The organism is Pseudomonas sp. W3I7, assembly GCF_030816095.1.
Classification (GTDB): Bacteria; Pseudomonadota; Gammaproteobacteria; order Pseudomonadales; family Pseudomonadaceae; genus Aquipseudomonas; species Aquipseudomonas salomonii.
Window position 1 is genome coordinate 1,979,455 of record NZ_JAUSXP010000001.1, and the last position, 23,753, is coordinate 2,003,207.

Annotated in this window: 21 protein-coding genes; 7 read left to right on the forward strand and 14 right to left on the reverse strand. The window is 61.7% G+C overall.

Annotated elements, in window-relative coordinates; genetic code table 11:
- Positions 1-52 precede the first annotated feature (52 nt).
- On the forward strand, positions 53-1,495 hold the full coding sequence (locus tag QF043_RS09345; protein WP_307418275.1) for a hypothetical protein: 1,443 nt from the start codon (positions 53-55) through the stop codon (positions 1,493-1,495).
- A 50-nt stretch (positions 1,496-1,545) separates the two neighbouring features.
- On the opposite strand, the gene QF043_RS09350 is transcribed toward QF043_RS09345, so the two are convergent.
- Together QF043_RS09350 and QF043_RS09355 are read right to left on the reverse strand one after the other, a co-directional pair.
- Positions 1,546-2,646 (reverse strand): SMP-30/gluconolactonase/LRE family protein, encoded by a 1,101-nt coding sequence (locus tag QF043_RS09350; protein ID WP_307418276.1) that lies wholly within the window; start codon positions 2,644-2,646, stop codon positions 1,546-1,548.
- A 2-nt stretch (positions 2,647-2,648) separates the two neighbouring features.
- Positions 2,649-3,320, reverse strand: coding sequence for a sterol desaturase family protein (locus tag QF043_RS09355; RefSeq protein ID WP_307418277.1), 672 nt, complete (start codon positions 3,318-3,320; stop codon positions 2,649-2,651).
- An 837-nt stretch (positions 3,321-4,157) separates the two neighbouring features.
- Here QF043_RS09355 and QF043_RS09360 point away from each other — a divergent pair.
- From QF043_RS09360 to QF043_RS09385, 6 genes are all read left to right on the forward strand, one after another.
- A complete protein-coding gene (locus tag QF043_RS09360; protein ID WP_099549975.1) occupies positions 4,158-5,081 on the forward strand; it encodes a substrate-binding domain-containing protein in 924 nt (307 codons plus the stop codon).
- Between the two features lie 63 nt (positions 5,082-5,144).
- Positions 5,145-6,653, forward strand: a complete 1,509-nt coding sequence (locus QF043_RS09365) for a sugar ABC transporter ATP-binding protein (RefSeq protein ID WP_307418278.1) — start codon at positions 5,145-5,147, stop codon at positions 6,651-6,653.
- Complete coding sequence (locus tag QF043_RS09370) at positions 6,619-7,611, forward strand: ABC transporter permease (RefSeq protein WP_056861430.1); 993 nt, start codon at positions 6,619-6,621, stop codon at positions 7,609-7,611. The genes QF043_RS09365 and QF043_RS09370 overlap by 35 nt, the downstream gene beginning before the upstream one ends.
- 26 nt (positions 7,612-7,637) lie before the next feature.
- Entirely contained in the window at positions 7,638-8,717 is a 1,080-nt protein-coding gene (locus QF043_RS09375) for an alcohol dehydrogenase catalytic domain-containing protein (protein WP_056861332.1), read from the forward strand.
- A gap of 3 nt (positions 8,718-8,720) precedes the next feature.
- Complete coding sequence (locus QF043_RS09380; protein ID WP_307418279.1) at positions 8,721-10,253, forward strand: FGGY-family carbohydrate kinase; 1,533 nt, start codon at positions 8,721-8,723, stop codon at positions 10,251-10,253.
- A 137-nt stretch (positions 10,254-10,390) separates the two neighbouring features.
- Positions 10,391-11,116 (forward strand): SDR family oxidoreductase, encoded by a 726-nt coding sequence (locus QF043_RS09385; RefSeq protein WP_307418280.1) that lies wholly within the window; start codon positions 10,391-10,393, stop codon positions 11,114-11,116.
- On the opposite strand, the gene QF043_RS09390 is transcribed toward QF043_RS09385, so the two are convergent.
- The 12 genes from QF043_RS09390 to QF043_RS09445 form a co-directional block, all read right to left on the reverse strand.
- Positions 11,113-12,117 (reverse strand): LacI family DNA-binding transcriptional regulator, encoded by a 1,005-nt coding sequence (locus QF043_RS09390; RefSeq protein WP_307418281.1) that lies wholly within the window; start codon positions 12,115-12,117, stop codon positions 11,113-11,115. The genes QF043_RS09385 and QF043_RS09390 overlap by 4 nt on opposite strands.
- 58 nt (positions 12,118-12,175) lie before the next feature.
- Positions 12,176-13,039 carry a LysR family transcriptional regulator gene (locus QF043_RS09395; RefSeq protein WP_307418282.1) on the reverse strand — a complete coding sequence of 288 codons (864 nt, stop codon included), beginning with the start codon at positions 13,037-13,039 and terminating at the stop codon, positions 12,176-12,178.
- Between the two features lie 1,138 nt (positions 13,040-14,177).
- On the reverse strand, positions 14,178-14,453 hold the full coding sequence (locus tag QF043_RS09400) for a hypothetical protein (protein WP_307418283.1): 276 nt from the start codon (positions 14,451-14,453) through the stop codon (positions 14,178-14,180).
- Positions 14,454-14,521: 68 nt separating this feature from the next.
- Positions 14,522-15,922 carry an amidase gene (locus tag QF043_RS09405; protein ID WP_307418284.1) on the reverse strand — a complete coding sequence of 467 codons (1,401 nt, stop codon included), beginning with the start codon at positions 15,920-15,922 and terminating at the stop codon, positions 14,522-14,524.
- Positions 15,919-17,187 carry a Zn-dependent hydrolase gene (locus QF043_RS09410; RefSeq protein ID WP_307418285.1) on the reverse strand — a complete coding sequence of 423 codons (1,269 nt, stop codon included), beginning with the start codon at positions 17,185-17,187 and terminating at the stop codon, positions 15,919-15,921. The genes QF043_RS09405 and QF043_RS09410 overlap by 4 nt, the downstream gene beginning before the upstream one ends.
- Positions 17,188-17,201: 14 nt before the next feature.
- On the reverse strand, positions 17,202-17,897 hold the full coding sequence (locus tag QF043_RS09415; RefSeq protein ID WP_307418286.1) for an ABC transporter ATP-binding protein: 696 nt from the start codon (positions 17,895-17,897) through the stop codon (positions 17,202-17,204).
- A complete protein-coding gene (locus QF043_RS09420) occupies positions 17,897-18,646 on the reverse strand; it encodes an ABC transporter ATP-binding protein (protein ID WP_307418287.1) in 750 nt (249 codons plus the stop codon). Before QF043_RS09420 ends, QF043_RS09415 begins: the two co-directional genes overlap by 1 nt.
- On the reverse strand, positions 18,643-19,653 hold the full coding sequence (locus tag QF043_RS09425) for a branched-chain amino acid ABC transporter permease (protein ID WP_307418288.1): 1,011 nt from the start codon (positions 19,651-19,653) through the stop codon (positions 18,643-18,645). Before QF043_RS09425 ends, QF043_RS09420 begins: the two co-directional genes overlap by 4 nt.
- A 1-nt stretch (position 19,654) precedes the next feature.
- On the reverse strand, positions 19,655-20,515 hold the full coding sequence (locus QF043_RS09430; protein ID WP_056861341.1) for a branched-chain amino acid ABC transporter permease: 861 nt from the start codon (positions 20,513-20,515) through the stop codon (positions 19,655-19,657).
- A 57-nt stretch (positions 20,516-20,572) separates the two neighbouring features.
- Complete coding sequence (locus QF043_RS09435) at positions 20,573-21,775, reverse strand: ABC transporter substrate-binding protein (protein WP_058422319.1); 1,203 nt, start codon at positions 21,773-21,775, stop codon at positions 20,573-20,575.
- Positions 21,776-22,019: 244 nt separating this feature from the next.
- Complete coding sequence (locus QF043_RS09440; protein WP_307418289.1) at positions 22,020-22,787, reverse strand: FadR/GntR family transcriptional regulator; 768 nt, start codon at positions 22,785-22,787, stop codon at positions 22,020-22,022.
- Positions 22,788-22,896: 109 nt separating this feature from the next.
- Positions 22,897-23,655, reverse strand: a complete 759-nt coding sequence (locus QF043_RS09445) for an alpha/beta fold hydrolase (protein ID WP_307418290.1) — start codon at positions 23,653-23,655, stop codon at positions 22,897-22,899.
- Positions 23,656-23,753 lie beyond the last annotated feature (98 nt).

Sequence of the window (23,753 nt, forward strand, 5' to 3'; positions counted from 1 at the left end):
GGATGTCACCGCTCACCTGAGCATCAATTTTTTAACTATGGATGGATAAAAAATGAAACCAACCAAAGCCCTTATGCTGGGCGCGGCCATGATGGCCTCCTGCTTTATCTCGGCCTCTGCCCTGGCCGACCTGACCCTTCCCAAACTCACCCCCGGCACAGTGAGCCAAAGCGAGATTGACGCGCTCAAACCTGGCGGCACGCTCACTGCGGTGCCGATTTCGGAGGCGCTGCGGCAAAAGCTGCTGGATGCGCGGGACGGCAAGACCAAGGCGGTCGCTAAAGCGGCCAGGTCCGCACCGTTCAACACCGTTATCGGCACGTTGAAAAAGCCGAGTCAGAGCGAGTTGAAAAGTGCAGCGGTCGCCGACTTTGTTCCGCTGTTTCCGACCCTGGATATCAACACCCTCTACACCATCAGCGAAGTGCAAACGGGCCAGGATTTCCCTTACCACTTCAACCTGCCAAAAAGCGCGCGGGTGCTGGTGCAGTTGATCAACCAGAGTGCCGGCGCCGACATGTCGCTGAGCCTGTTCCGCGATGACGGCCAAGGTAACCTGCAACTGCTGGCGACCTCCGACAACGCCGGCAATGCCGATGAATACATCGACGGTGTACTGCCGGCCGGTGACTACTACTGGTACATGGTGGCCAAGACCGCCACCAATGCGCAGTTCAGTTTTGGCGTAGCGGCAGATACCAACATCGATGCCTTCGAGCCCAACGACACGCCGCAAGACGCGTTTGCGATGCCGGACACCATGAACAAGGTGAGCGGCAACCTCGACAACGCCAACGACGTCGATTACTTCGACTTCAAGGCCGTGCGTGGCCAGGCCGTGAGCATGTACCTGGCAGGCGATGACAGTGGCAGCCGTAACCAGTGGATCTTCGAGCGCTTTGATGGCGTCAACTGGATCGTCGTGCCAGCCGGTTCTACGTCCACCTACCCGAATGTCACGCCGGGTACGACCGTCAAAGTGCGTGTGCGGGCCAACCCGGCCGTGACGCAGGATCCAAGCAAATATTACAAGTTGAGCCTCGGCTCTGCGCCACAGCTGAACAGCTCGCAAGTGACAGGCGACAACATCGTGCGGGTGCCGGCGTCGATATTCTGGATGGCGACCCAGGCGGGGCGCACATTGAACTGGACCACCAACTGGTCCGATTCCACGGGTGCGCCGCTGCTGGGCGTCACACCTGTGCTGCGTGTCGACAAGCGCTTTGAGGGCACCGAGTTCCACTGGACCGACTTCAAGGCCACCACCAACAGTGCCGGCACATCCCAGGCCAGTGCCGCGCTCGGTACCTGCTTTGGCGGTAACCGCGTGCAGTACCCGGACAGCAGCACCGGCGTGCAGTACACCTGGGACACCACCTTCAACTTCGGCGGCTGGCGTATCGAGCTGGACGAGTTTCCGGGCGTGGGTGTCGGCGGTGACAATGTGCAATATGTGACCTTTGGGCACATCTGCACCCAAGACATCATCCATTGATACCGTGATGTAAATCAGAAGGGGCAGCCTGAACAGGCTGCCCCTTTTTGTTATTCGCCGGCCAACGCCAGCTTCAACGGCAGGCGCGCCATGCTGGTGCTCGTGAGCGAGCCCAGGTACAACCAGTCGCCGTATTCGCGTGCGGTAGTGACCGGCGAGTAGTTGCCCGCACTGCCATCCTGCAAGTTGGCGATGACCTTGCCATCGGTGTCCAGCCCCAGCACAAAGGCTTTACGCTCGATGGGCTTGGGGACCACCATCAGTGCGCGCACCATCACCTTGCGCAACAGTGGGTAGCCGGCGAAACCGTCCAGCAACGGGTTGCGTGGCGAATACAGGGCCACCCAGAAGCGATCGCGCCCGTTGAAACTGAGGTTGTCCGGCAGGCCCGGCAGGTTGTCGATAAACAGGTCGTGGGTGCCGCTGCGCTCGCCCTTGAGCCAGTAACGACTGATGCGGTAGGCGCCGGTTTCGTTCACCAATACGTAGTTTTCATCCGGGCCCAGGGTCACGCCATTGGCAAATTGCAGCCGGTCCAGTAACACCTCGGTGCTGCCGGTGCTGAAGTCATAGCGCAGCAACCGGCCGTCGCCGCCATGCTCGATCACCGCTGTGCCGTCCTGGCCGTAGCCCCAGCGGCTCGATGCATCACTGAAGTAGGCATAGCGTCCGCTGGCATCGACGGTCACATCGTCGGTGAGACCAAAGGGTACGCCGTCAGCGCTGCTGCTCAACAGTTTGAGTTGACGGTTGGCATCCAAGGCAAGCAACCCCTTTACCCCGTCGGCAATGATCAAGCGCCCATCCGGGTGTAACGCCAGGCCGAGCGGGCGGCCGCCGGTGTTGGCGAGCACTTCCAGGGTGTGGCTGTTTGGCGAGGTGCGGATAATGCGCCCGTCCTGCAGGCCGCTGATCAGAAAACCCTGGGGGTCGAGCAGCAAGGCTTCGGGGCCGGCGATGTCCTGGGCGCCGATTTTTTCAATGCCCTTGAGCCGCTGGTTCTCGGCGTAGGCGCCGTCTTTTACCGAGGGCGCTTTGGGCGGCGACCAGTTCACCGGTTGCACTTTGGTGGGCATCAGCAGCAGAAAAGCGATGACTGCAAGCAGCAGTACGAAGAGCAAATGGCGCAGTTTTTTGGGGCGGGTACTCATGACTATTCCTGGTTGTCGTGGGCGTTCGGCTCCCAGTGCAGGGTGCCGAACAGGTAATCCATCAGGGGGAGGACGATATTGAAATTGCGCCCCTGCATCAGCTCACGGCGGTGGTGCAGGGCATGCAACTGGTGCATCTGGCGAATCCATGGCAGGCGTGCCACCGGGTGCCCGGCGGGCAAGTGCTCGCAGGCGTGAAACACTTCGTAAAGTAAATACCCAAGGATCATGCACCCGGCAAACAACCCGGCGACGTTGGGGCTCAAGTGTTTGAGCAGCCACCAGGCGGGCAGGGTGATCGCCAGGCTGTGCAGCACGATCAGCCAGGCCGGGAACAGAATCACACGCCAGTCTCGCGGGCTGTCGTAGGTCATGTGGCCGGGGGTAAAAAAGCTGTGGTGGTCACCCGTGTGCCGCGCATAGAACAGCCGTGCCAGGCTGTGTTTGTGATGGCCCAGGTGGCGGTGCACGAGGTAGATGCACAGGTTGAAGAACACCAGCGTCAGCGGCACGGTGAGCCACTGGAGCGCGGTGATGTGCGCGGTGGAGGACCAGGCCAGGGCGATGCAGACGATGCCGTAGCCGAGCACGAAACCGGCGTGCAGCCAGGGGTTGTAACGGGCGCTCACGGCGGCGCGGTAGCGGGCGCGGAAGGTCTCGGTGGGATGGGCCATGGCGGCACGCTCAGGTTTTTTGTTGGAGCCTGAGCTTAGTTGGTACGCGAAATAGTGCGAGTTTTTGCGCAGTCTGCGGTTTGAGTGTGGGAGTTGGGTTGCCTGAGAGGGTGGTCTTTTGGTGGTGTACATATCCGTTGCTGCGGTAACGGCGGCTTATGGTTCCGCTCTTACAGCGGCTCACTTTTTGAGGGACCAAAAAGTAAGCAAAAAGTCCTCGCCCCAACACTCGGTGCCTCGCTGTGGCTCGGCATGCCCGCAATCCGCCAGTGATTTGGGGGGCCGCCGCCACGCGCCATCCATGGCGCGGGGCGGCTAAACCGGCATCCCTGCCGGTTTACCCCCCAAATCACTGTCGAATTGCGGCCATCGTGTTTGACGGGGCGATTTCAGATCAAGATCAAGATCAAAAGCGCAGATCAAAAGACCGCTGACTTCGTCATCGAAAAGGATGTAAGGGCCAGAGCAACAGCAACAGCAACAGCAGAGCCATACTCGGTCAAAGGTGGGAGCTCTTCAGTGTATGCAAATCCGCCAAAACTGCATGCGGTCAACTGTGGGAGCGGGCTTGCTCGCGAATGCGGTGGGCCAGTGACAGATGAATAGACTGACCCACCGCCAAAAGTGACCCCTTGTAAGAGCGGAACCCTAAGTGGCCATTACTGCAGCAACGGATATGTACACCGCCCAACCGCCGCAGCAGACAAGCCCACTCCCACCTTTCCACCGCGACCGACCAATGGCCTCTTGCACAGCCCCCATTTACTTGCTAGCTTCTCGCAAAATGTTAACGATAACATTTGCTCTAAAAATAAAAACAAAACAGAGAACCACGCCATGAAAATGCTCCCGAAAACCCTGTGTTTACTGGCTGTCAGCATCACCCTCGGCGCCACCAGCGCAGCGTTTGCCGACGCCGCCAAACCGATCCGCATCGGCGCCTCCTTCCAGGAAATCAACAACCCCTATTTCGTCACCATGAAAAACGCCCTGGAAGAAGCCGGCGCGACCATCGGTGCGAAGCTGATCATCACCGACGCCCGCCATGACGTGTCCAAGCAGGTCAGCGATGTCGAAGACATGCTGCAAAAAGGCATCGATATCCTGCTGATCAACCCCACCGATTCGGTCGGCGTGCAATCGGCGGTCAAATCTGCCCATGCCGCGGGTGTGGTCGTGGTCGCGGTGGACGCCCAGGCCGACGGTCCGTTGGACTCCTTCGTCGGTTCTAAAAACTTCGACGCCGGCTTCCAGGCCTGTGAATACCTGGCCAAGAACATCGGCGACAAAGGCAACATTGCGATCCTCGACGGCATCGCCGTGGTGCCGATCCTTGAGCGTGTGCGCGGCTGCAAAGAGGCGGTGGCCAAGCACCCGGACATCAAGATTGTCAGCATCCAGAACGGCAAGCAGGAACGTGACCAGGCGCTGACCGTCACCGAAAACATGCTGCAGGCCCAGCCGGGCCTCAAGGGTATTTTCAGCGTGAATGACAACGGCTCCCTCGGCGCCCTGTCGGCCATCGAGGCCAGCGGCCTGGACGTGAAACTGGTCAGCGTCGACGGCGCGCCGGAAGCCATCAAGGCGATCCAGAAGCCCGGCAGCAAGTTCATCGCCACCTCGGCGCAATACCCGCGCGATCAGATCCGCCTGGCCCTGGGCATCGCCCTGGCCAAAAAGTGGGGCTCGCAAGTGCCGGCCACCATTCCCGTCGATATCACTTTGATCGACCAGGCCAAGGCCAAGGACTTCAGCTGGTAAATCGCCCCGGCCCCACGTGAACCGTGGGGCTTGAGGTCTCCTTCTGAATACGAGGTCGGCGGTATGAGCAGTCTTCTGAAGCTGGAAAATATCTGTAAGCGCTACCCGGGCGTACAGGCCCTCAAGTCCATCAACCTGCAGGTCGAGCGCGGCGAAATCCATGCGTTGCTGGGTGAAAATGGCGCGGGCAAATCGACCTTGATGAAGATCCTCGGCGGCGTCGAGCATCAGGACGAAGGGCAGATTTTGATCGATGGCCAGGCGCAAAAATTTGCCACTTACCGCGATGCGATCGCCGCCGGTATTGGCATCGTGTTCCAGGAATTCAGCCTGATTCCCTACCTTACGGCGGTGGAAAACATCTTCCTCGGCCATGAGCTCAGCAACCGCTTCGGCCTGCTGCGCAAACGCGAAATGGTCGAGGCCAGCCAGGCGTTATTCAAGCGCCTGGGTGTGAGTATCAACCTGCAATGTGCGGTCAAGCACCTGAGCGTGGCCGAGCAGCAATTCGTCGAGATCGCCAAGGCGCTGGCCCTGGATGCGCGCCTGTTGGTACTTGATGAACCGACCGCCACCCTCACGCCCAGCGAAGCCGAGCTGCTGTTCGAGATCATGCGCGAACTCAAGCGCCAGGGCGTGGCGGTGATCTTTATCTCTCACCACCTGGAGGAGATTTTCCAGGTGTGCGACCGCATCAGCGTGCTGCGCGATGGCGGTAACGTGGGCGTGACCGACGTGGCCGACAGTGATATCGATCGGCTGGTCGAGATGATGGTCGGCCGGCGCCTGGAAAACAGCTTTCCCCCCAAACCCACGAAAGACCGTGGCCCGCTGTTGCTGGAGGTCAAGGACATCCAGTTGGTGCGCAACGGCCCGCGCAACAGCTTTCAGCTGCACAAGGGCGAGATCCTCGGCTTTGCCGGGCTGGTCGGCTCCGGTCGTACCGAGCTGGCGCTGGGCATGATGGGTGCGCTGCCGTCGGTGAGCAAAGACGTGTGGTTGCGCGGCGAGAAAGTCACCCTCGATGACCCGGCGCAGGCTCTGGCCCACGGCATTGGCCTGCTGCCGGAAAGCCGCAAGAGCGAAGGGCTGATCACTGATTTCAGCATTCGCGAAAACATCTCCCTGAACAACCTGCCCAAGTACCAGAACGCCTCGGGCCTGCTCGACAAGGCCAAGGAATGCGCCAGCGTCGACGCGTTGATGCGCCAGCTGTCGATCAAGGCGCCCAGCGGCGAAAGCCGGGTGTTCAACCTCAGCGGCGGCAACCAGCAAAAGGTTGTGATTGCACGCTGGATCAACCACCACTGCGACGTGCTGGTGTTCGATGAACCCACACGTGGCATCGACGTTGGCGCCAAGGCGCAGATCTACGCCCTGATGCGCAGCCTCACTGAACAAGGCTACGCGATCATCATGATTTCTTCCGAACTGCCCGAAGTCATCGGCATGTGCGACCGCGTCGCCGTGTTCCACAAGGGCGCCATCGTCAAGCTGCTGGAAGCGGCCGCCGTCAACCCACAAGAGGTCATGCGCCATGCAACAGGGGGCTCAAGTGAACAGGTCCATTAATACTGGCGACACCAGCCGACTGCGCCTGAACCTGGCGCGGCTGGTGCGCTCGCCGGCGTTTTATCCCTTCGTAGGGTTGGTGGTGGTGACCCTGGTGATGATCTTCGCCAGCGATAACTTCCTCACCACCAGCAACCTGTCGAACATTGCGCGCCAGGTGTCGATCAACGCGATTATCGCGGTGGGCATGACCTGCGTGATTCTCACCGGTGGCATCGACCTGTCGGTGGGGCCGGTGATGGCGCTGTCGGGCACCTTGACCGCCGGGCTGATGGTCGCGGGCCTGCCGCCGGGCCTGGCGATTGGCGCCGGCATGCTGATCGGCGTGGCCTTCGGCATCGGCAATGGCGTGTTCGTCGCCTACCTGCACATGCCGCCGATCATCGTCACCCTGGCGACCATGGGCATCGCCCGAGGCCTGGGCCTGATGTACACCGACGGCTACCCGATTTCGGGGTTGCCGGAGTGGTTCGGTTTCTTCGGCCGCCAGAGCCTGTTCGGCGTCGACGTGCCGATCCTGATCATGCTGGTCACCTACTTTGCCGCCTATGTGTTGCTGCAACACACGCGCATCGGCCGCTACATCTATGCCATCGGCGGCAATGAAGAAGCGGTGCGTTTATCGGGCGTGCGGGCGGCGCGCTTCAAGTTGCTGGTGTACGGCATCAGCGGCCTGACCGCAGCGATTGCCGGGCTGGTGCTCACCTCACGCTTGATGAGCGGCCAGCCGAATGCCGGCGTGTCGTTCGAGCTGGATGCGATTGCGGCGGTGGTACTCGGCGGTGCGTCGATTGCCGGCGGGCGCGGGGTCATTGTTGGCACCTTGCTCGGCGCCATGCTGCTGGGCGTACTCAATAACGGTTTGAACATGCTCGGGGTCTCGCCCTACGTCCAGAGCGTGATCAAGGGCGGGATCATTTTGCTGGCGATTTTCATCAGCCGTCAGCGCCATAAATAAACACCTGACAAGAAAGGACCGAACACATGGACAAGCACACCGAGATGCAAGCCGTCGTCTGCCACGGCCCCAAAGACTACCGCCTGGAACGCATCGGCAAACCCAAGGCGCGCCCCAATGAACTGGTGATCCGCATTGCCGCCTGCGGCATCTGCGCCAGTGACTGCAAATGCCATTCCGGCGCGGCGATGTTCTGGGGCGGCGATAACCCGTGGGTCAAGGCGCCGGTGGTGCCGGGCCACGAGTTTTTCGGCTACGTGGAAGAAGTGGGCGAGGGCGCCGGCGAGCACTTTGAAGTGGCGGTGGGCGATAAGGTGATTGCCGAGCAGATCGTGCCGTGCGGCAAGTGCCGCTTCTGCAAGTCGGGCAAGTACTGGATGTGCGAAGTGCACAATATCTTCGGCTTCCAGCGTGAAGTCGCCGAAGGCGGCATGGCCCAGTACATGCGCATTCCCAAGACCGCCATCGTGCACAAGATTCCCGAGTCGGTGTCGCTGGAAGACTCGGCGCTGGTGGAGCCGATGGCGTGTTCGATCCACACCGTCAACCGTGGCGAAATCCAGCTCGACGACGTGGTAGTGATCGCCGGGGCCGGGACGCTGGGGCTGTGCATGGTCCAGGTCGCCGCGCTGAAAACCCCGAAAAAACTGGTGGTGATCGACATGGTCGACGAGCGTTTGGAACTGGCCAAGCAGTTCGGCGCCGATGTGGTGATCAACCCGTCCCGCGACAATGCCCGCGAGATCATCAACGGCCTCACCGATAACTATGGTTGCGACGTGTACATCGAAACCACGGGCGTGCCGGCGGGCGTGACCCAGGGTCTGGACCTGATCCGCAAGCTCGGGCGTTTTGTCGAGTTCAGTGTGTTTGGCGCCGAAACCAGCGTCGACTGGTCGATCATCGGCGACCGCAAGGAGCTGGACGTACGCGGCGCGCACCTGGGCCCGTATTGCTACCCGATCGCTATCGACCTGTTCGAGCGTGGCCTGGTGACGTCCAAGGGCATCGTTACCCATGACTTCCCGCTGGATGATTTTGCCGAGGCCTTTGCGTTGGCCAACTCGACCAAATCGATCAAGGTGCTGTTGAAGCCGGTGATTTGATCTATGAACTATGTAATGGGTGTCGATATAGGAACCCAGAGCACCAAGGCGCTGCTGGTGGATGGTCAAGGTACGATCATCGCCCAGCACAGCCAGGGGTATCGCGTCGATACCCCGAAAGTGCGCTGGGCCGAGCAATGGCCGCAGGTGTGGCTGGCGGCGGTCGAGGCGTGTGTGGCGCAGTGCATGGCCACATCCGGCGTGGCGGCCGGGCAGGTCAAGGCGCTGTGCATCAGCAGCCTGTACGGCGGCTCTGGGATTGCCGTTGACGCGCAGATGACGCCGCTGCACCCGTGCCTGATCTGGATGGACCGCCGCGCTGGCGAACAGGTGGCATGGGTGCGTGAGCACCTGGACCTGGAGCGCTTGTTCGAAATTACCGGCAACTCGGTGGACAGCTACTACGGTTTCACCAAGATGCTCTGGCTCAAGCAGCATCAGCCGCAGGTGTGGGCCGAGACGCGTTACCTGCTGCCACCCAACAGCTATATCAACGGGTGCCTTACCGGCGAATTGGCGGTGGACCATAGCAGCGCCGGCAATATTGGCGGGGTTTACGACGTGAAGGCGCGCGGCTGGTCCGCCGAGATGCTTGATGCACTGGGCATTCCACAGGCCATGATGCCCGAGCGGCTGGTGTATTCCGGTGAGGTGGTGGGCGGCTTGCTTGAAAGCTGGGCCACGCGCTTGGGCTTGCAGGCCGGTACGCCGATCCTGGCCGGCGGTGTGGATGCAGCCATGGCCACGCTGGCGGCGGGTGTTACGCAGCCGGGCAACCATGTGGCGATGATCGGCACCAGCATGTGCTGGGGCTATCTGAACCAGCACGTCGACGCACACCATGGCCTGGTGAGCATGCCGCATGTCTACAACGGCCATCGGGACCTGTACATCTTTGGCGGCGCGATCACCGCCGGGGCGTCGGTCAGCTGGTTTCGCGAGCAGTTCTGCCAGGCCGAAGAACAACAGGCCCAGGCCAGCGGCCAGGACAGCCTGGTGTTGCTGGAGCAGAGCGCCACCCAGGTTCCGGCGGGCAGCGAAGGTTTGTTGTTTTTGCCGTACCTGATGGGCGAACGCAGCCCGGTGTGGGATGACCGCGCCAGTGGCAGTTTCGTCGGGCTGAACCTGTATCACAGCCGTATTCACCTGTACCGCGCAGTGCTTGAAGGCGTGAGTTTTGCCCTGCGCCACAACATTGAAGCCGGTACCCAGGGCGCACATTCGCTGGACCCACGCTTGATTGTGGTGGGCGGCGCGAGCCATTCGGATTTGTGGATGCAGATTATTGCCGATGTTACGCGTTACCCGGTCTACACCATTGTGCAGGAGGTGGAAGCGGCCTTGGGCGCGGCGTTGCTGGCGGCGCACACGGTGGGGTTGGTGAGTGATGAAGAGATGGACAAAGGCTGGGTGCAGCTGGAACTGCGGGCGCAGCCCAAACGCGAAAATGTCATGACATATGACCGGGCGTTTGCCGAGTACCTGAAGCTGTATCCCGCCCTCAAGCCGATCATGCACAACCTGCAAACCAACTGACCCAACACAGATCAAAAATGTGGGAGCTGGCTTGCCTGCGATAGCGGTGTATCAGTGCCAGATGTGCTGGCTGACACGCTGTTATCGCAGGCAAGCCAGCTCCCACAGGGATCTTCATTGTCTATCGAGAAGTGACCATGACCACCACCTTCAACTTCACCCGCCAGCGCATCCTCGTCACCGGCGCCAGCAGCGGCATCGGTCGCGAAATCGCCCAACAGCTGATTGCTGCCGGTGCCGAAGTGTTCGCCCTCGGCCGCGACGCGCAAGCCTTGTCACAGTTGGGCTGCAACAGCTTATGCGTGGATATCGCCGACAGCATCGCCCTGGATAAAGCCCTGGCCGACTTGCCGCCACTGCATGGCCTGGTCAACTGCGCCGGTATCTCACGCCTGGAACCCGCCGCCGCCATCAGCGCGGAGGCGTTCGATCAGGTCATGCAGGTCAACGCTCGCGCCGCCGCCCAGGTCGCCAGCCGAGTGGCGGCAAAAATGATCGAAGCCAACATCCCCGGCAGCATCGTCAATGTCTCAAGCCAAGCCTCGCTGGTGGCGCTGGACGATCACCTCGGCTACTGCGCCTCCAAGGCCGCACTGGACGCGATTACCCGCGTGCAGTGCGCCGAGTGGGGGCGCTTTGGCATTCGTGTGAACAGCGTCAACCCCACGGTCACACTCACGCCCATGGCGACCAAGGCCTGGTCTGACCCGGCCAAACGCGACCCGGCGCTGGCGGCCATTCCGCTGGGGCGTTTCGCGCAAACCGTGGAAGTCGCGCTGCCGGTGCTGTTCCTGCTCAGCGATGCCGCCAGCATGATCAGCGGCGTGAGCCTGCCGATCGATGGGGGCTACACCAGCCGCTAGCCGTTTTCCAGCACGCCGGCGATCACCACTTTGTCCCGTGGCTTGTGCGGGTCTTGCAAGCGGTCAAGCAGCAGGCGTACCGCGCTGCTGCCGGCCAGTGAGGCGTCGTGGGCCACGCAGGCGATCGGCACGCCGAAGATATCGGCGAAGGGCAGGCGGTCGATGCCGCAGATGGTCAGGCTGTCGTGGGCGATGTTGTGCATGCGCAATGCACGCAGGGCGCCGAGGGTGATCAACTGGTTAAAGCCCATGATCGCATCGGGCGCGGAGTGTTCGGCCAGGTAGTCGAGGGTGTGCAGGTAAGACGGCATCAGCGTGTAGTCACCGGCCTGCACTTCGACCTGAATATGGGGGTGCTCAGCCAGCACTTCGCGCAGCCCCTTGAGGCGCTCCACAGTGATACGTGAATGCTCCGGGCCGGTGAGTACCAGCAGGCGCTTGAGGTCCGGCGTGTTGCGCAACAGGTAGTGCGCGGCCTGGATGCCGCTGTGGTAGTTGTCGAGCACCACGCGGCTGAACGGGCTGTCGTGGAGCGTACGGTCGAGCAACACCACCGGGGTTTTGCCGTTGCCCAGGCGCTCCAGGTAGTCGGGCTGGTAGCTGGGCTCGTCGGAGACCGGCGACAAGATGATGCCCGCCACGCGATAGCCCAGCAGGGTATCGACGGCCTTGCTTTCGAGTTCTTCCAGCTCATCGGTGTCCACCAGCATGATGGTGTAGCCGTGCTGCTTCGCCTCGCGGGAAATCGCCTTGATCATCTCACTGTAGAACGGGTTGTCGACCGAGGCGGTGATCACACCGATGATCAGGCTCTCACTGCGCTTGAGCCCGCGAGCGAAGGCATTGGGCACGTAGTCCAGCTCACGCGCCACTTCGAGAATGCGCGCCAGGGTGGCGGGCTTGACCAGGTCGGGCTTGCTCAGTGCGCGGGACACCGTGATGGTGGTCATGCCCACCCGCTTGGCGATGTCGCTGATGGTGACGGACTTTTTCTTGTTCATCGGTAAGGCTGCGCTGGGAAACATCCGCAGGCTAGCATGCGCGCGGGCGTAGGGTGATTCAAATCAGCGGGTCCCAGCGTTGTGACCAGTCGCTTTCGGCCTTGACCACTTCGCGCAGCAGCCCCAGCGCCTGCTGCAAGATCGCCGAATCCCGCGCCCGTGAGTAGACCAGATAGGTCGGGAAGCTGAATTCCGGCGCTTTCGGCACGCGCTGCATGACGCCGCTGTCCAGGTAGCTTTGCACCACCCGCGTGCGGAAGTACCCGGCGCCGCCGTTTTCCAGGATGTACTGCAAGGCCAGCGGCCCGAGGTTGAAACTCAGCGCGGCGCGGGCCTTTTCGGGCAGCGCGGCGTCGTGTTGCTGGCGAAAGCCCTGGCCCCAGTCGATATACACGTAAGGGGCGGGTTTGCTGGTTAACTGCACCAGGATCAGTTTTTCTTCCAGCACTTGTTCGACCTGCAGGCCTGGCCAGTATTGCGGCTGGAATACCAGCGCGGCATCCAGCACGCCCAGTTCCAGTTGGCGTAACAGGTATTCACCTTCACGCACTTCGGTGCGCAGCGCATGGCCGGGGATCTGTTCGCGCAAGGCCTTGGCCCAGCCGAGCATCAACGGGTTGCACAGGCTGACCTCGCCGCCGATGTGCAGCACATTGCGGTAGCCATCGGGCAGCGGCAGGTCGCGCTTGGCGGCTTCCCAGGTTTGCAGCAGTTGGTTGGCGTACACCACAAACGCCTCGCCATCGGCGGTGAGCCTGGCGCCTGCGCGGTTGCGCACGAACAGCGTGCTGCCCAACTGGCTCTCCAGGCTCTTGACCCGTGCGGTGATGGCGGTCTGGGTGACGTGCAGTTTCTCGGCGGCCGCGGCCAGGCTGCCGCAGCGGGTGATTTCGAGGAAGGTGCGTGCCAGTTCGATGTCCATGAAGCCCCCGGGGATGAATGGGGGACAGTGTAATGGAATGTGCTTGGGACTGGGGTGTGGGGGGGTGTTGGGGGGCTGGGGGGCTGGGTGTATATCCGTTATTTAGGTCACGGCGGCTTATGGTTCCGCTCTTACAGCGGGTCACTTTTGGCAAACGCCCCAAAAGTAACCAAAAGGTCTGTGCCCCACCACTCGGCACCTCGCCTAGGCTCGGTGTGCCCTCACTCCGGCTTGAATCCGTGGGCCGCCGCGATGGGCCATCCTTGGCCCAGCGCGGCTAACCCGGCGTCCTGCCGGGTTACCCACGGATTCAAGCCTGCGTTCGGCCATCGTGGTTGACGGGGCGCCTAAGATCAAAATCAAGATCAAAAGCAGAGCACGGCGGCCTGAAAGCCGACCTGAGTGGTTGAAGCAAGAGCCAGATCAAGTGCAAGGCAAAAGCCTATCTAACTGATGCAACGGGGTCTAAATGTGGGAGCGGGCTTGCTCGCGAATGCGGTGTGCCAGTCAATTCATCTGTAACTGACCCACCGCATTCGCGAGCAAGCCCGCTCCCACAGTTGATCGCATGCAGTTTTGAATATGAGGTCGGCTGCGGATTTGCATACACTGAAGAGCTGCTTTTCTGTGGGAGCTGGCTTGCCTGCGATGCAGACACTTCGGTACATCAGGTACACAGAGTTGATGCTATCGCAGGCAAGCCAGCTCCCACCTTTGACCGAGTATGGCTCTGCTGTTGCTGTTGCTGTTGCTGTTGCTGTTGCTGTGGCCCTTACATCCTTTTCGATGACGAAGTCAGCGGTCTTTTGATCTGCGCTTTTGATCTTGATCTGAAATCGCCCCGTCAAACACGATGGCCGGAATTCGACAGTGATTTGGGGGGTAAACCGGCAGGGATGCCGGTTTAGCCCCCAAATCACTGTCGGATTGCGGGCATGCCGAGCCACAGCGAGGCACCGAGTGTTGGGGCGAAGACTTTTTGGTTACTTTTGGGTCTTTCCAAAAGTGACCCGCTGTAAGAGCGGAACCAATAGCAGCCGTTACCGCAGCAACGGATATGTACACCACCCAAAGACCGCCATCGCAAACTAACCACATCCCACAGTTGATTGCATTTCAGCTCAAGGCAGGCCGAACCCTAGTGAACCCCGATGGACCAACTTTGCGTGGTCTGATCTTCGTGCCGCTGCTCCAGGTCATCCTCATACTGACAACGCGGCCCCTTGCACTTGTACTCGAACGTCACCGGCGCCTGGGTCTGAACCGGAAACAGCGATTTGGCCGTCGCCGGTGCATCGTGTGGCACCGCCTCAAGCACAGGCGCTTCGTAGCTCAAGTCCAACGCTGTGGCATGGACCATAACCGGCAAGACGGCGAGCACTGCACTCGCCAGAAAAGCTCTTGTAAATCGCATCTGAAACAATCCGCGCAACAAAAAAAGAAGCGCGGATTATAAGCCGGATGCCACCGCACATGCACGGTTCAGAGCCCGCGCGGCGCCTCAAGGTGTTCGGTAGGGAAGGCGTTGGCATAGGCCTGACACACCCTCAACACCTGCTCATCCGCAAACCGCGCACCCACCACATGCAAGCCCACCGGCAAGCCATTTGCGGCTAACCCGCAGGGCACCGACGCCGCCGGTTGTTGGGTCAAATTGAACGGATAAGTAAACGGCGTCCACTCCATCCATTCTTTCATCGACGAACCCGGCGGCACATTATGCCCAGCTTCGAAGGCGGTAATCGGCATCATCGGCGAGACCAATATGTCGTAATGCTCATGAAACGCCGCCATCCTCGCCACCAACGCCGCGCGTGCTTCAAGGGCGTCGTTAAAAGCGCCGAGGCTCAACTGCTGGCCGTGCTGGGCGATACGCAGCAAACCGGGGTCGAGCAAGTGTTTTTGCGCATCACTCATGGAGCCCGTCAGGCGCGCCGCGCCGGCTGCCCACAAGGTGCTGAACAATTCCAGCGGGTCGCTGAAGCCGGGATCAATCTGCTCGACATGCGCCCCCAGTTGCACAAGGCCTTCAACCGCCTGGGCAACCACTTTAGCCACTTGCGGGTCCACTTCCACATAGCCGAACGTGGGGCTGTAGGCCACACGCAGCCCCTTCAAATCCATAGCGCCCGATAACCACGGTGTATTGCGCGGCGCCCCGATCAGGCCATCGCGCGCATCCGGTTGGGCCACGGTTTGCAGCATCAGCACGGTGTCTTCCACGGTGCGCGTCATCGGCCCCAGGTGCGACAAAATTGTCATGGAACTGGCCGGCCACTGCGGCACATAGCCGAAGGTTGGCTTGATGCCGAAGGTGCCGGTGAACGCACAGGGAATGCGGATTGAACCCCCGGCATCGCTGCCCTGGTGCAATACGCCCAGGTTCAGCGCCGCCGCCGCACCGGCGCCACCCGACGAACCGCCCGCGGTGGTGCGTATGTCCCACGGGTTGCGCGTGATGCCGTACAGCGGGTTATCGGTGACGCCTTTCCAGCCGAATTCTGGCGTGGTGGTTTTACCCAGCAACACCGCGCCGGCCTTGCGCATCAAGGCCGAGAAGGGCGCATCCACCTCCCACGGGCCTTCGGCAGAGGTGGTGCGCGAACCCTTGCGCGTCGGCATACCAATGGTCAGCGTCAGGTCTTTGATCGACGCTGGCACGCCGTCCAGTGCGCCGCAGGGTTCACCGTTCAACCAGCGTTGTTCCGAGGCCCGCGCAGCGTTCAGTGCGCCTTCGGGGTCTACGTGACAATAGGCGTTCACCACCGGGTTATAGCGTTCAATCCGCAGCAGAGCGTCTTCAGTGACGTCTACCGGTGACAAGGTCTTGTTGCGAAAATGCTGCAGCAGTTGCACCGCCGTCAGTTGGCCAATCTCACTCATGCCACGTCTCCCTGAGCCGCGTTGACCATGGCGCGCAGCAACACCGCGCAGCCCGCCGCCAGGTCATCCGGCGCGGCGTTTTCGATTTCGTTATGGCTGATGCCACCCTCGCACGGCACAAAGATCATCCCGGCCGGGCCGAGTTCGGCGACAAAAATCGCGTCATGCCCGGCGCCGCTGACGATGTCCATATGGCTCAAGCCCAGCGCTTGGGCGCCATCACGCACCGCGTTGACGCAGGCCGGGTTGAAGTCCAGCGGCGGGAAGTCGGCGGTGGGTGTCAGTTCAAAGGTCAGGCCATGCCGGGCACTGGTGGCTTCGATCACGCCGCGCACTTCATCGACCATCGCTTGCAACTTGTCGGCATGCAGGTGACGCAGGTCGATGGTCATGTTCACCTGGCCGGGAATCACATTGCGCGAGCCGGGGTGCAGGTTCAGGCAACCAACCGTGCCGCAGGCGTGCGGTTGCTGTTGATGGGCGATGCGGTTGACCGCGCTGATCACTTCGGCGGCGCCCACCAGGGCATCCTTGCGCAGGTGCATGGGCGTCGGGCCGGCGTGGGCTTCGACGCCGGTAAGGGTCAGGTCGAACCATTTCTGGCCGAGGCAGCCCATGACCACGCCGATGGTGGTGGCGCGGTCTTCCAGCACCGGGCCTTGCTCGATATGCGCCTCGAAATACGCACCGACCGGGTGGCCGAGTACCGCGCGCGAACCGGCGTAGCCGATGCGCTGCAATTCGGCGCCCACCGACACGCCCTGGTCATCGAGTTTGTCGAGGGTGTCCTGCAAGTCGAACTTGCCGGCAAACACCCCGGAACCCATCATGCACGGCGGGAAGCGCGAGCCTTCTTCGTTGGTCCACACCACCACCTCGATGGGGGCTTGGGTCTGGATATTCAGGTCATTCAAGGTGCGGATCACTTCCAGCCCGGCCATCACGCCGTAGCAGCCATCGAACTTGCCGCCGGTGGGCTGCGTGTCGATATGGCTGCCGGTCATCACCGGCGCCAGCGTCGGATCAAGCCCTGGGCGGCGCGCAAAAATATTGCCGATGGCATCGACGCTGACGCTGCACCCGGCGGCCTCGCACCATTGCACAAACAGGTCGCGGGCCTGGCGGTCGAGGTCGGTAAGGGCCAGGCGGCACACGCCGCCTTTGACTGTCGCGCCAAGCTGGGCCAGGTCCATCAACGATTGCCACAAGCGGTCGCGGTTGATCAGCGGGGCATTGCTCTTGAGCGGTTGCGCAAAACTATTCATGTGCAAATCTCCGGTCAGGCACTCAGGGCCAGGTAGCGGTTCTTGATGGTCGGGTCGGCGCGGAAGTCAGCGGCGCTGCCCTCGTACACCACGCGGCCCTGTTCGAGCACGTAATGACGGTCGGCAAGCTTGTCGCAGACCATCAGGTTCTGTTCCACCAGCAACACCGGCAGGCCGTCGTCCTTGACCTTGCGCAGGATCTTCACCAACTCGTCGACGATCACCGGCGCCAGGCCTTCGGTGGGCTCGTCAAGGATCAGCAGCTTGGGGTCGTTGAGCAGCGCACGGGCAATGGCGAGCATTTGTTGCTCGCCGCCGGACAGCGCGTGGCCGGCGTTTTTACGCCGCTCCTTGAGGCGTGGGAACATGCCGTACACGTCTTCAAGCTGCCAGCGGCTGGTCTTGCGCACGGCGATACGCAGGTTTTCCTCGACGCTCAGCAGGCGGAAAATCCCGCGGTTCTCCGGCACCAGCGCCAAACCCTGACGGGCGATTTCAAAGATCTTCTGGCCCACCAGCGCCTGGCCGTTGAAGTGAATCTGGCCCTGGCGCGGGCAGATAATCCCGAGGATGCTGCGCAGCGTGGTGGTCTTGCCCGCCCCATTGCGGCCGAGCAGCGTCACCAGTTCGCCGGGATTGACCGTGAGCGACACGCCTTCGAGCACATGGCTCTTGTCATAGTAGGAATGGATATTCTCGACAATCAGCATCAGGCAGCCTCCCCAAGATACGCCGTACGCACACGCTCATCGGCACGCACAAACGCCGGCGTGCCCTCCACCAGGATCTGACCGTGACTCATCACGGTGATGCGTTGGCTGATGGACATGACAATGCTCATGTTGTGTTCGATCAACAGCACCGTGTGGTCGCGGCCTAGGTCGCTGATCAATTGGGTCATGATCGGAATGTCATCGATGCCCATGCCCGACGTGGGTTCGTCGAGCATCAGCAGTTTGGGTTTGGAACAGATCGACATGCCGACTTCCAGCACGCGTTGCTGGCCGTGGGACAACTCGCCCGCCAGGGTGTCGGCGCGACGGGTGAGTTGCAGGCGTTCCAACACTTGATCGGCCATCTCCAGATGCTCGCGCTTGCTGTCGACGCGGCGCCAGAAGTTCAGCGCCCGCGCGCCGTCGCGGCCTTGGGCGGCCAGGCGCAGGTTTTCGCGTACGCTGAGGTTCTGGAACAGGCTGGTGAGCTGGAACGAGCGCGCCATGCCCAGGCCGACGCGGCCGTGGGCCGGTTTGCGCATCAGGTTCTTGCCGTCAAAATGAATCGCCCCGGCGGTGGCCTGGCGCTCGCCGGTGAGGCAGTGAAACAGGCTGGTCTTGCCCGCGCCGTTGGGGCCGATAATGGTGTGAATGGTGCCGGCTTCGACCTTGAGGTTGACGCCGTTGACCGCATGGAACGCGCCATAGGCCAGTTCCAGGTCTTTGGTTTCCAACAGGATGCTCATAGCCCTTCCTCCTTGGCGACGGCGGCGCTCTTGCGGCTGCCGCGTACCCGTTCGAACAACGACGCGAGGCCGCCCCACAAACCGCCGCGCATAAAGATCACCACGAAGATCAGGATCACGCCCAGCAGCATCAGCCAGCGCGGCCACAGGTCGGAGAGGAAATCCCCCAAGAGCACGATGGAGCCTGCGCCCAGCAATGAGCCGAACAGCGAGCCGGTGCCGCCGACGATGGTCATGATCAGGATGTTCTCGGACATCGCCAGGTCGATGTTCGACAGCGGCACAAAGTGCAGCAGCATGGCGTACAGCGCGCCGGCGATTCCGGTGACCGCGCCGGACAGCACGAACACCAGGATCTTGAAATGCCGCGTGTCATAGCCGATGGCCGAGGCGCGGGTTTCGTTTTCGCGGATCGCCATCAAGGTGCTGCCGAACGGCGAGGCGATCACGCGGCGCGCGCCGATAAAGATCAGCAGGAACAGCACCGCGACAAAGCCATAGAACACTCGGGCGTCGGCCAGCGACAGCAGCACGGTGTCACCGATGCGGATCTCCGGACGCGGCACGCTGAGCAGGCCGTTGTCGCCGCCGGTCCAGTCGCTCAAGGTGTAGGCGACAAAGTAGGCCATCTGACTGAACGCCAACGTGAGCATCACGAAGTAAATGCCGGTGCGCCGGATCGCCAGCGCACCGACCAGAAACGCCAGGAAACCGCCGGCAAGGGCGGCGCCGAGCAATGCGCTGAACAAACCCAGTTGCAAGTGGATCATCAGCAGCGCCGCGCAATACGCACCGGCCCCAAAGAAGATGCCTTGGCCGAACGACAACAGCCCGGTGTAGCCCAGCAACAGGTTGCAGGCCAGCGCGGCGAGGGCAAAGATCAGGATCTCGGTGGCCAGGGTCGCCGAGGGCAGGATCAACGGCAAGCCGATCAGCACCGCCAGCACCCACAGCAACATGGCCTTGGATTGGGTCTTGGCAAACGGCAGGGGGTTTTTCTCGCTCATGTCAGGCTCTCCCGAACAGGCCGTAAGGGCGTACCAGAATCACCACAGCCATCGCGCCGTAGATCATCAGGCTCGCGCCTTGGGGCCAGAGTGTGGTCATCAGGCTTTGCACCACGCCCACCAGTAAACCGCCGACCAGCGCACCGCTGAACGAGCCCATGCCGCCGATCACCACCACCACGAAGGCCACGCCAAGGATCTCCGGGCCGACAAAGGGTTGCGCGCCGCGCAAGGGCGCAAACAGCACACCCGCAACACCGGCCAGGGCCACGCCGAGGGCAAAGGTCATGGAAAACAGACGGAAGATATTGGTGCCCAGCAGCGACACGGTTTCGGTGCTTTCACTGCCGGCGCGCACCAGGGCGCCGAAGCGCGTGCGCTCCAGCAGCAGCCACAAGGCCAGGCCGATCAGCGCGGAAAACACGATGAGGAACAGGCGGTAGTAGGGGTAGACGAAATCACCCACCACCAGCACCCCGCGCAGCAGTTCCGGCACGGCGACGCTTTTGCCCACCGGGCCCCAGATCATCACGCTGGCTTCCTGGATGATTAGCGCGATCCCCAGGGTCACCAGGATCTGGAACATGTGTGGCAAGTGGTAAATCCGCTGGATCAATAATCGCTCGATCACCCACGCCAGCGCGGCCACCACCAGCGGTGCAATGAGCAGCGCCAGCCAGAAGTTGCCGGTGAGGCTTACGGCGGTGTAGCAGATGTACGCTCCCAGCAGAAAGAACGCGCCGTGGGCGAAGTTGACGAAGTTGAGCAGGCCGAAAATGATCGTCAGCCCGACCGCGATCAGGAAGTAGATCATTCCCAACCCTAGGCCGTTGAGGATCTGGAACAGGTAAAGATTAAGCATGCAGAAACCCTCGGCAGGCAGCCGCTCACGCGGCCCTGCGCTAAGCAATTCAGAGGATCAGGCGAGCGTGCAGCCCGTCGCCTCGACCGGCGGGAACGATTGCCCGGCGCTGAGCACCTTGGCCAGGTCGTCCTTGTCGGCCATGTCGCCGGCGGCTTTGCCGATCAGCAGGTAGTAATCCTTGATCACCTGATGGTCGCCGGCGCGGATCGACTCCTTGCCGGTCGGGCCTTCGTAGCTCAAGCCTTGCAGGGCTTTGGCCACGGTCGGGCCGTCGAAGCTGCCGGTGCTGATGATGGTTTCCAGCATGACTTTGGTGCTGATGTAATCAGCCGCCAGCGGGTAGGTGGGGTTGATGCCGTATTTGGCCTGGGTGAGCTTGACCAGTTCACGGTTGAGCGGGGTGTCGACCTGGTGCCAATACTGGGCGCCGAGGTACACGCCTTCGAGCACGTCGCTGCCCAGTTCCTGGAACTGGTCGAGCCCGGCGGACCATACCAGCAGCACTTTCATGCGCTCCTTGATCCCGAAGTTCACCGCCTGGCGCAGGGTGTTGGACGACTGGCTGCCGAAGTTGAGCAGCACCAGTACATCGGGCCTGGCGGCGATGGCGTTGGTCAGGTAGCCGGAGAATTCCTGTTCCTGCAACGAGTGGTAGCTATTGCCGACGTGCTCCAGGCCATTGTCCTTGAGCACGGTTTTCGCGCCTTCGAGCAAGGCTTCGCCAAACACGTATTGCGGGGTGATGGTGTACCAGCGCTTGGCGTCGGGCAGCAGCTTGATCAGCGGCAGCATGGTTTCGCGGATCGCGCCGTAGGTGGGTACCGACCAGCGGAAGGTCGCCTTGTTGCAGTCTTTGCCGGTGACTTCATCGGCGCCCACCGGGGTCATGAACACGCCGCCGACCTTGTCGACTTCCTTGGCCACCGCCAGCGCCGAGGACGACAGCGTGCAGCCCTGGAAGAACCGTGCGCCGTCCTGCTGGATAGCCTCCTGGACCTTGCGCACGGCTTTGCCGGCATTGCCTTCGGTGTCGATGACCTTGTAGTTGAGCGGGCGGCCGAGAATTTCGGGGTGCTGTTCCACCGCGAGGCGCGAACCCATGTCGGCAAATTTGCCATAGCTGGCAAACGCGCCGGACATGGACTTGAGGCCGTAAAAGGTAAAAGGCTCGGCGGCGAATGCAGAGCGCACACTCAGCGGGAGGCTGAGCGCGGCGGCGGCGGTGAGACTGGCTTTCAACAACGTACGACGCTGCATGGGGTGACTCCCTGGTTTAGTTATTGGCAGGAGCGGCAAGGGCGATACGGTGGAGCAAGGGCCTGTGGTCAGGCCTGTTATTGAATTGAGTGAAGCGGTCTAACGGTTGGAACCGGGTCGAGTGTGGGAGCCGGCTTGCCTGCGATGGCATCGACCCGGTTTGACAGAAACACCGAGGTGTCTGCATCGCAGGCAAGCCAGCTCCCACATTGAATAGGTGTGCAGTTTGGGATCCTGGGTGTGCTTAAGAGTGATCAAACTCCAACAGAAAGTGCGGGCTGACCTGGCCTTCCAGTGCCGTCATGTGGTGTTCGGCGTCGCACATATGTTCATGCATCAAGTTGCGCACGGCGGTTTCATCCCCGGCCCGAAAGGCCTGCAGCAGCTGCTTGTGGTAATCGAGGTTGGCCGCGTCGAACTGTTTGCGCTTGGGTTTGTAGGCTTTTTTCAGCACCACCAGGTCGCGCAGCAGGTCGTTGAGAAACTGCGCCATAAAACTCAGCAGCGGGTTGGGGCAGGCCTTGGCCAGCAGGTTGTGAAATTCCAACTCGGCCAGGCGCTGTTCGCGTTGGCCGGCTTCGCTGTCTTCGGGGGCGCTGCAAAAATCCACGTTGTCTTGCAGGGCTTGATAGTCGTCTTCACTCAAGCGCCCCAGCACCGACACTGCCAGTTCTACCTCGATGACCTTGCGCAGTTGGTACACCTGCTCGCCATCCAGGTGCTGGAAGTGCAGGTAGTTACGCAACGCGCGGCTGGCCGGTTCAGTGCCGGCCTGGTTCAGGTACGCGCCACCACTGGGGCCGGTGCGTGTGCTCACCAAGCCTTCCACTTCCAGGGCCTTGAGTGCTTCACGGGCCGAGCCTTTGGAGCATTGGAAACTTTCCATCAACTCGCGCTCGGTAGGCAGGCGGTCGCCGGGCTTGAGCGCGTCGGTGACGATCGAGCGTTTGACCGACTCGACAATCACATCGGAAAGCTTCTGGCGTTTGCGTCGTAGCGGGCGGCTGAGCATGCTGTTCTATTGATCCTATTAATGCGGATTAATAGCACTTAATAACGATTGAACCGGAGCGTCAACGCAAGGTGTCGTTTTCGGCCTGAAGTGGTCGCAAATGCGCGGGTTATTCCCAGCTGCCGAGGTCGAGGCAGCGTGTGGACGCGGGCGGCTGTTTCCCGAATACGAGAAAATCGCCGACCCAGCGGTTGATGCACCCGGCGCCGGTGCCAGGGCGGGCCGGCTCCTTGAGCAGCAATTGCTCGATGCCCGCGGCGACCGGCTCGGCCTGCTCGGCATTGACCAGTACCATGCGTGCGACGCGCTCGGGAAACAGCGCGGCATAACGACTGCCAAGGCGGGTGGCCTGGGCGTTGCCCAGGTAATTGAGTTGGGCCTCGCCGAGCTGGGCACGCACATACTCCATGTCGCGCGCCGCTTGCTCAACGCCATTGGCTTGGCTCAGGTCACGGGGGCTCAGTTCGATCACGTCATAGCGGTTGGTCAAGGTGCGATAGGCCTGGGTGGCATAGGACTCCCAACGGCTGGTCAGGTGCAGGGCGAAGGTCGCGCCCTGGCCCTTTGGCGGCTCGCCACCCTGGATAAACACCACACCTTCACGGCTGAGCGGCTGGCGCGCGCCCACGCGGGTCAGGGCCAGGCGCACGCTGCCGCGTTTGGGCGCGGCATGGTCGCGTGGCACGCTCACACTGGCGCATTGGGTGCGTTCCAGCACCTCGGGGTCCGGCCGCTCCTGGGCGGGGAAGGGGCAATCCAGCAGCCAGTCGATCGCGGTGGGCGCGATCAGCGGCTCGGCCAACGCCTGGCCCGCGATCAGCCAGAGGCCGATACACGCCAGGTTTTTTACCAGAACGCTGGGTTTCATCAAGAGGGTCCGGGCTGCCGTGTGAGGGCGGCTTTTTTACCAAGGACCCAGGGTCAAAGAATGTAGGGCGAATAAACGCTTTGTGTAGGAGTTTACAG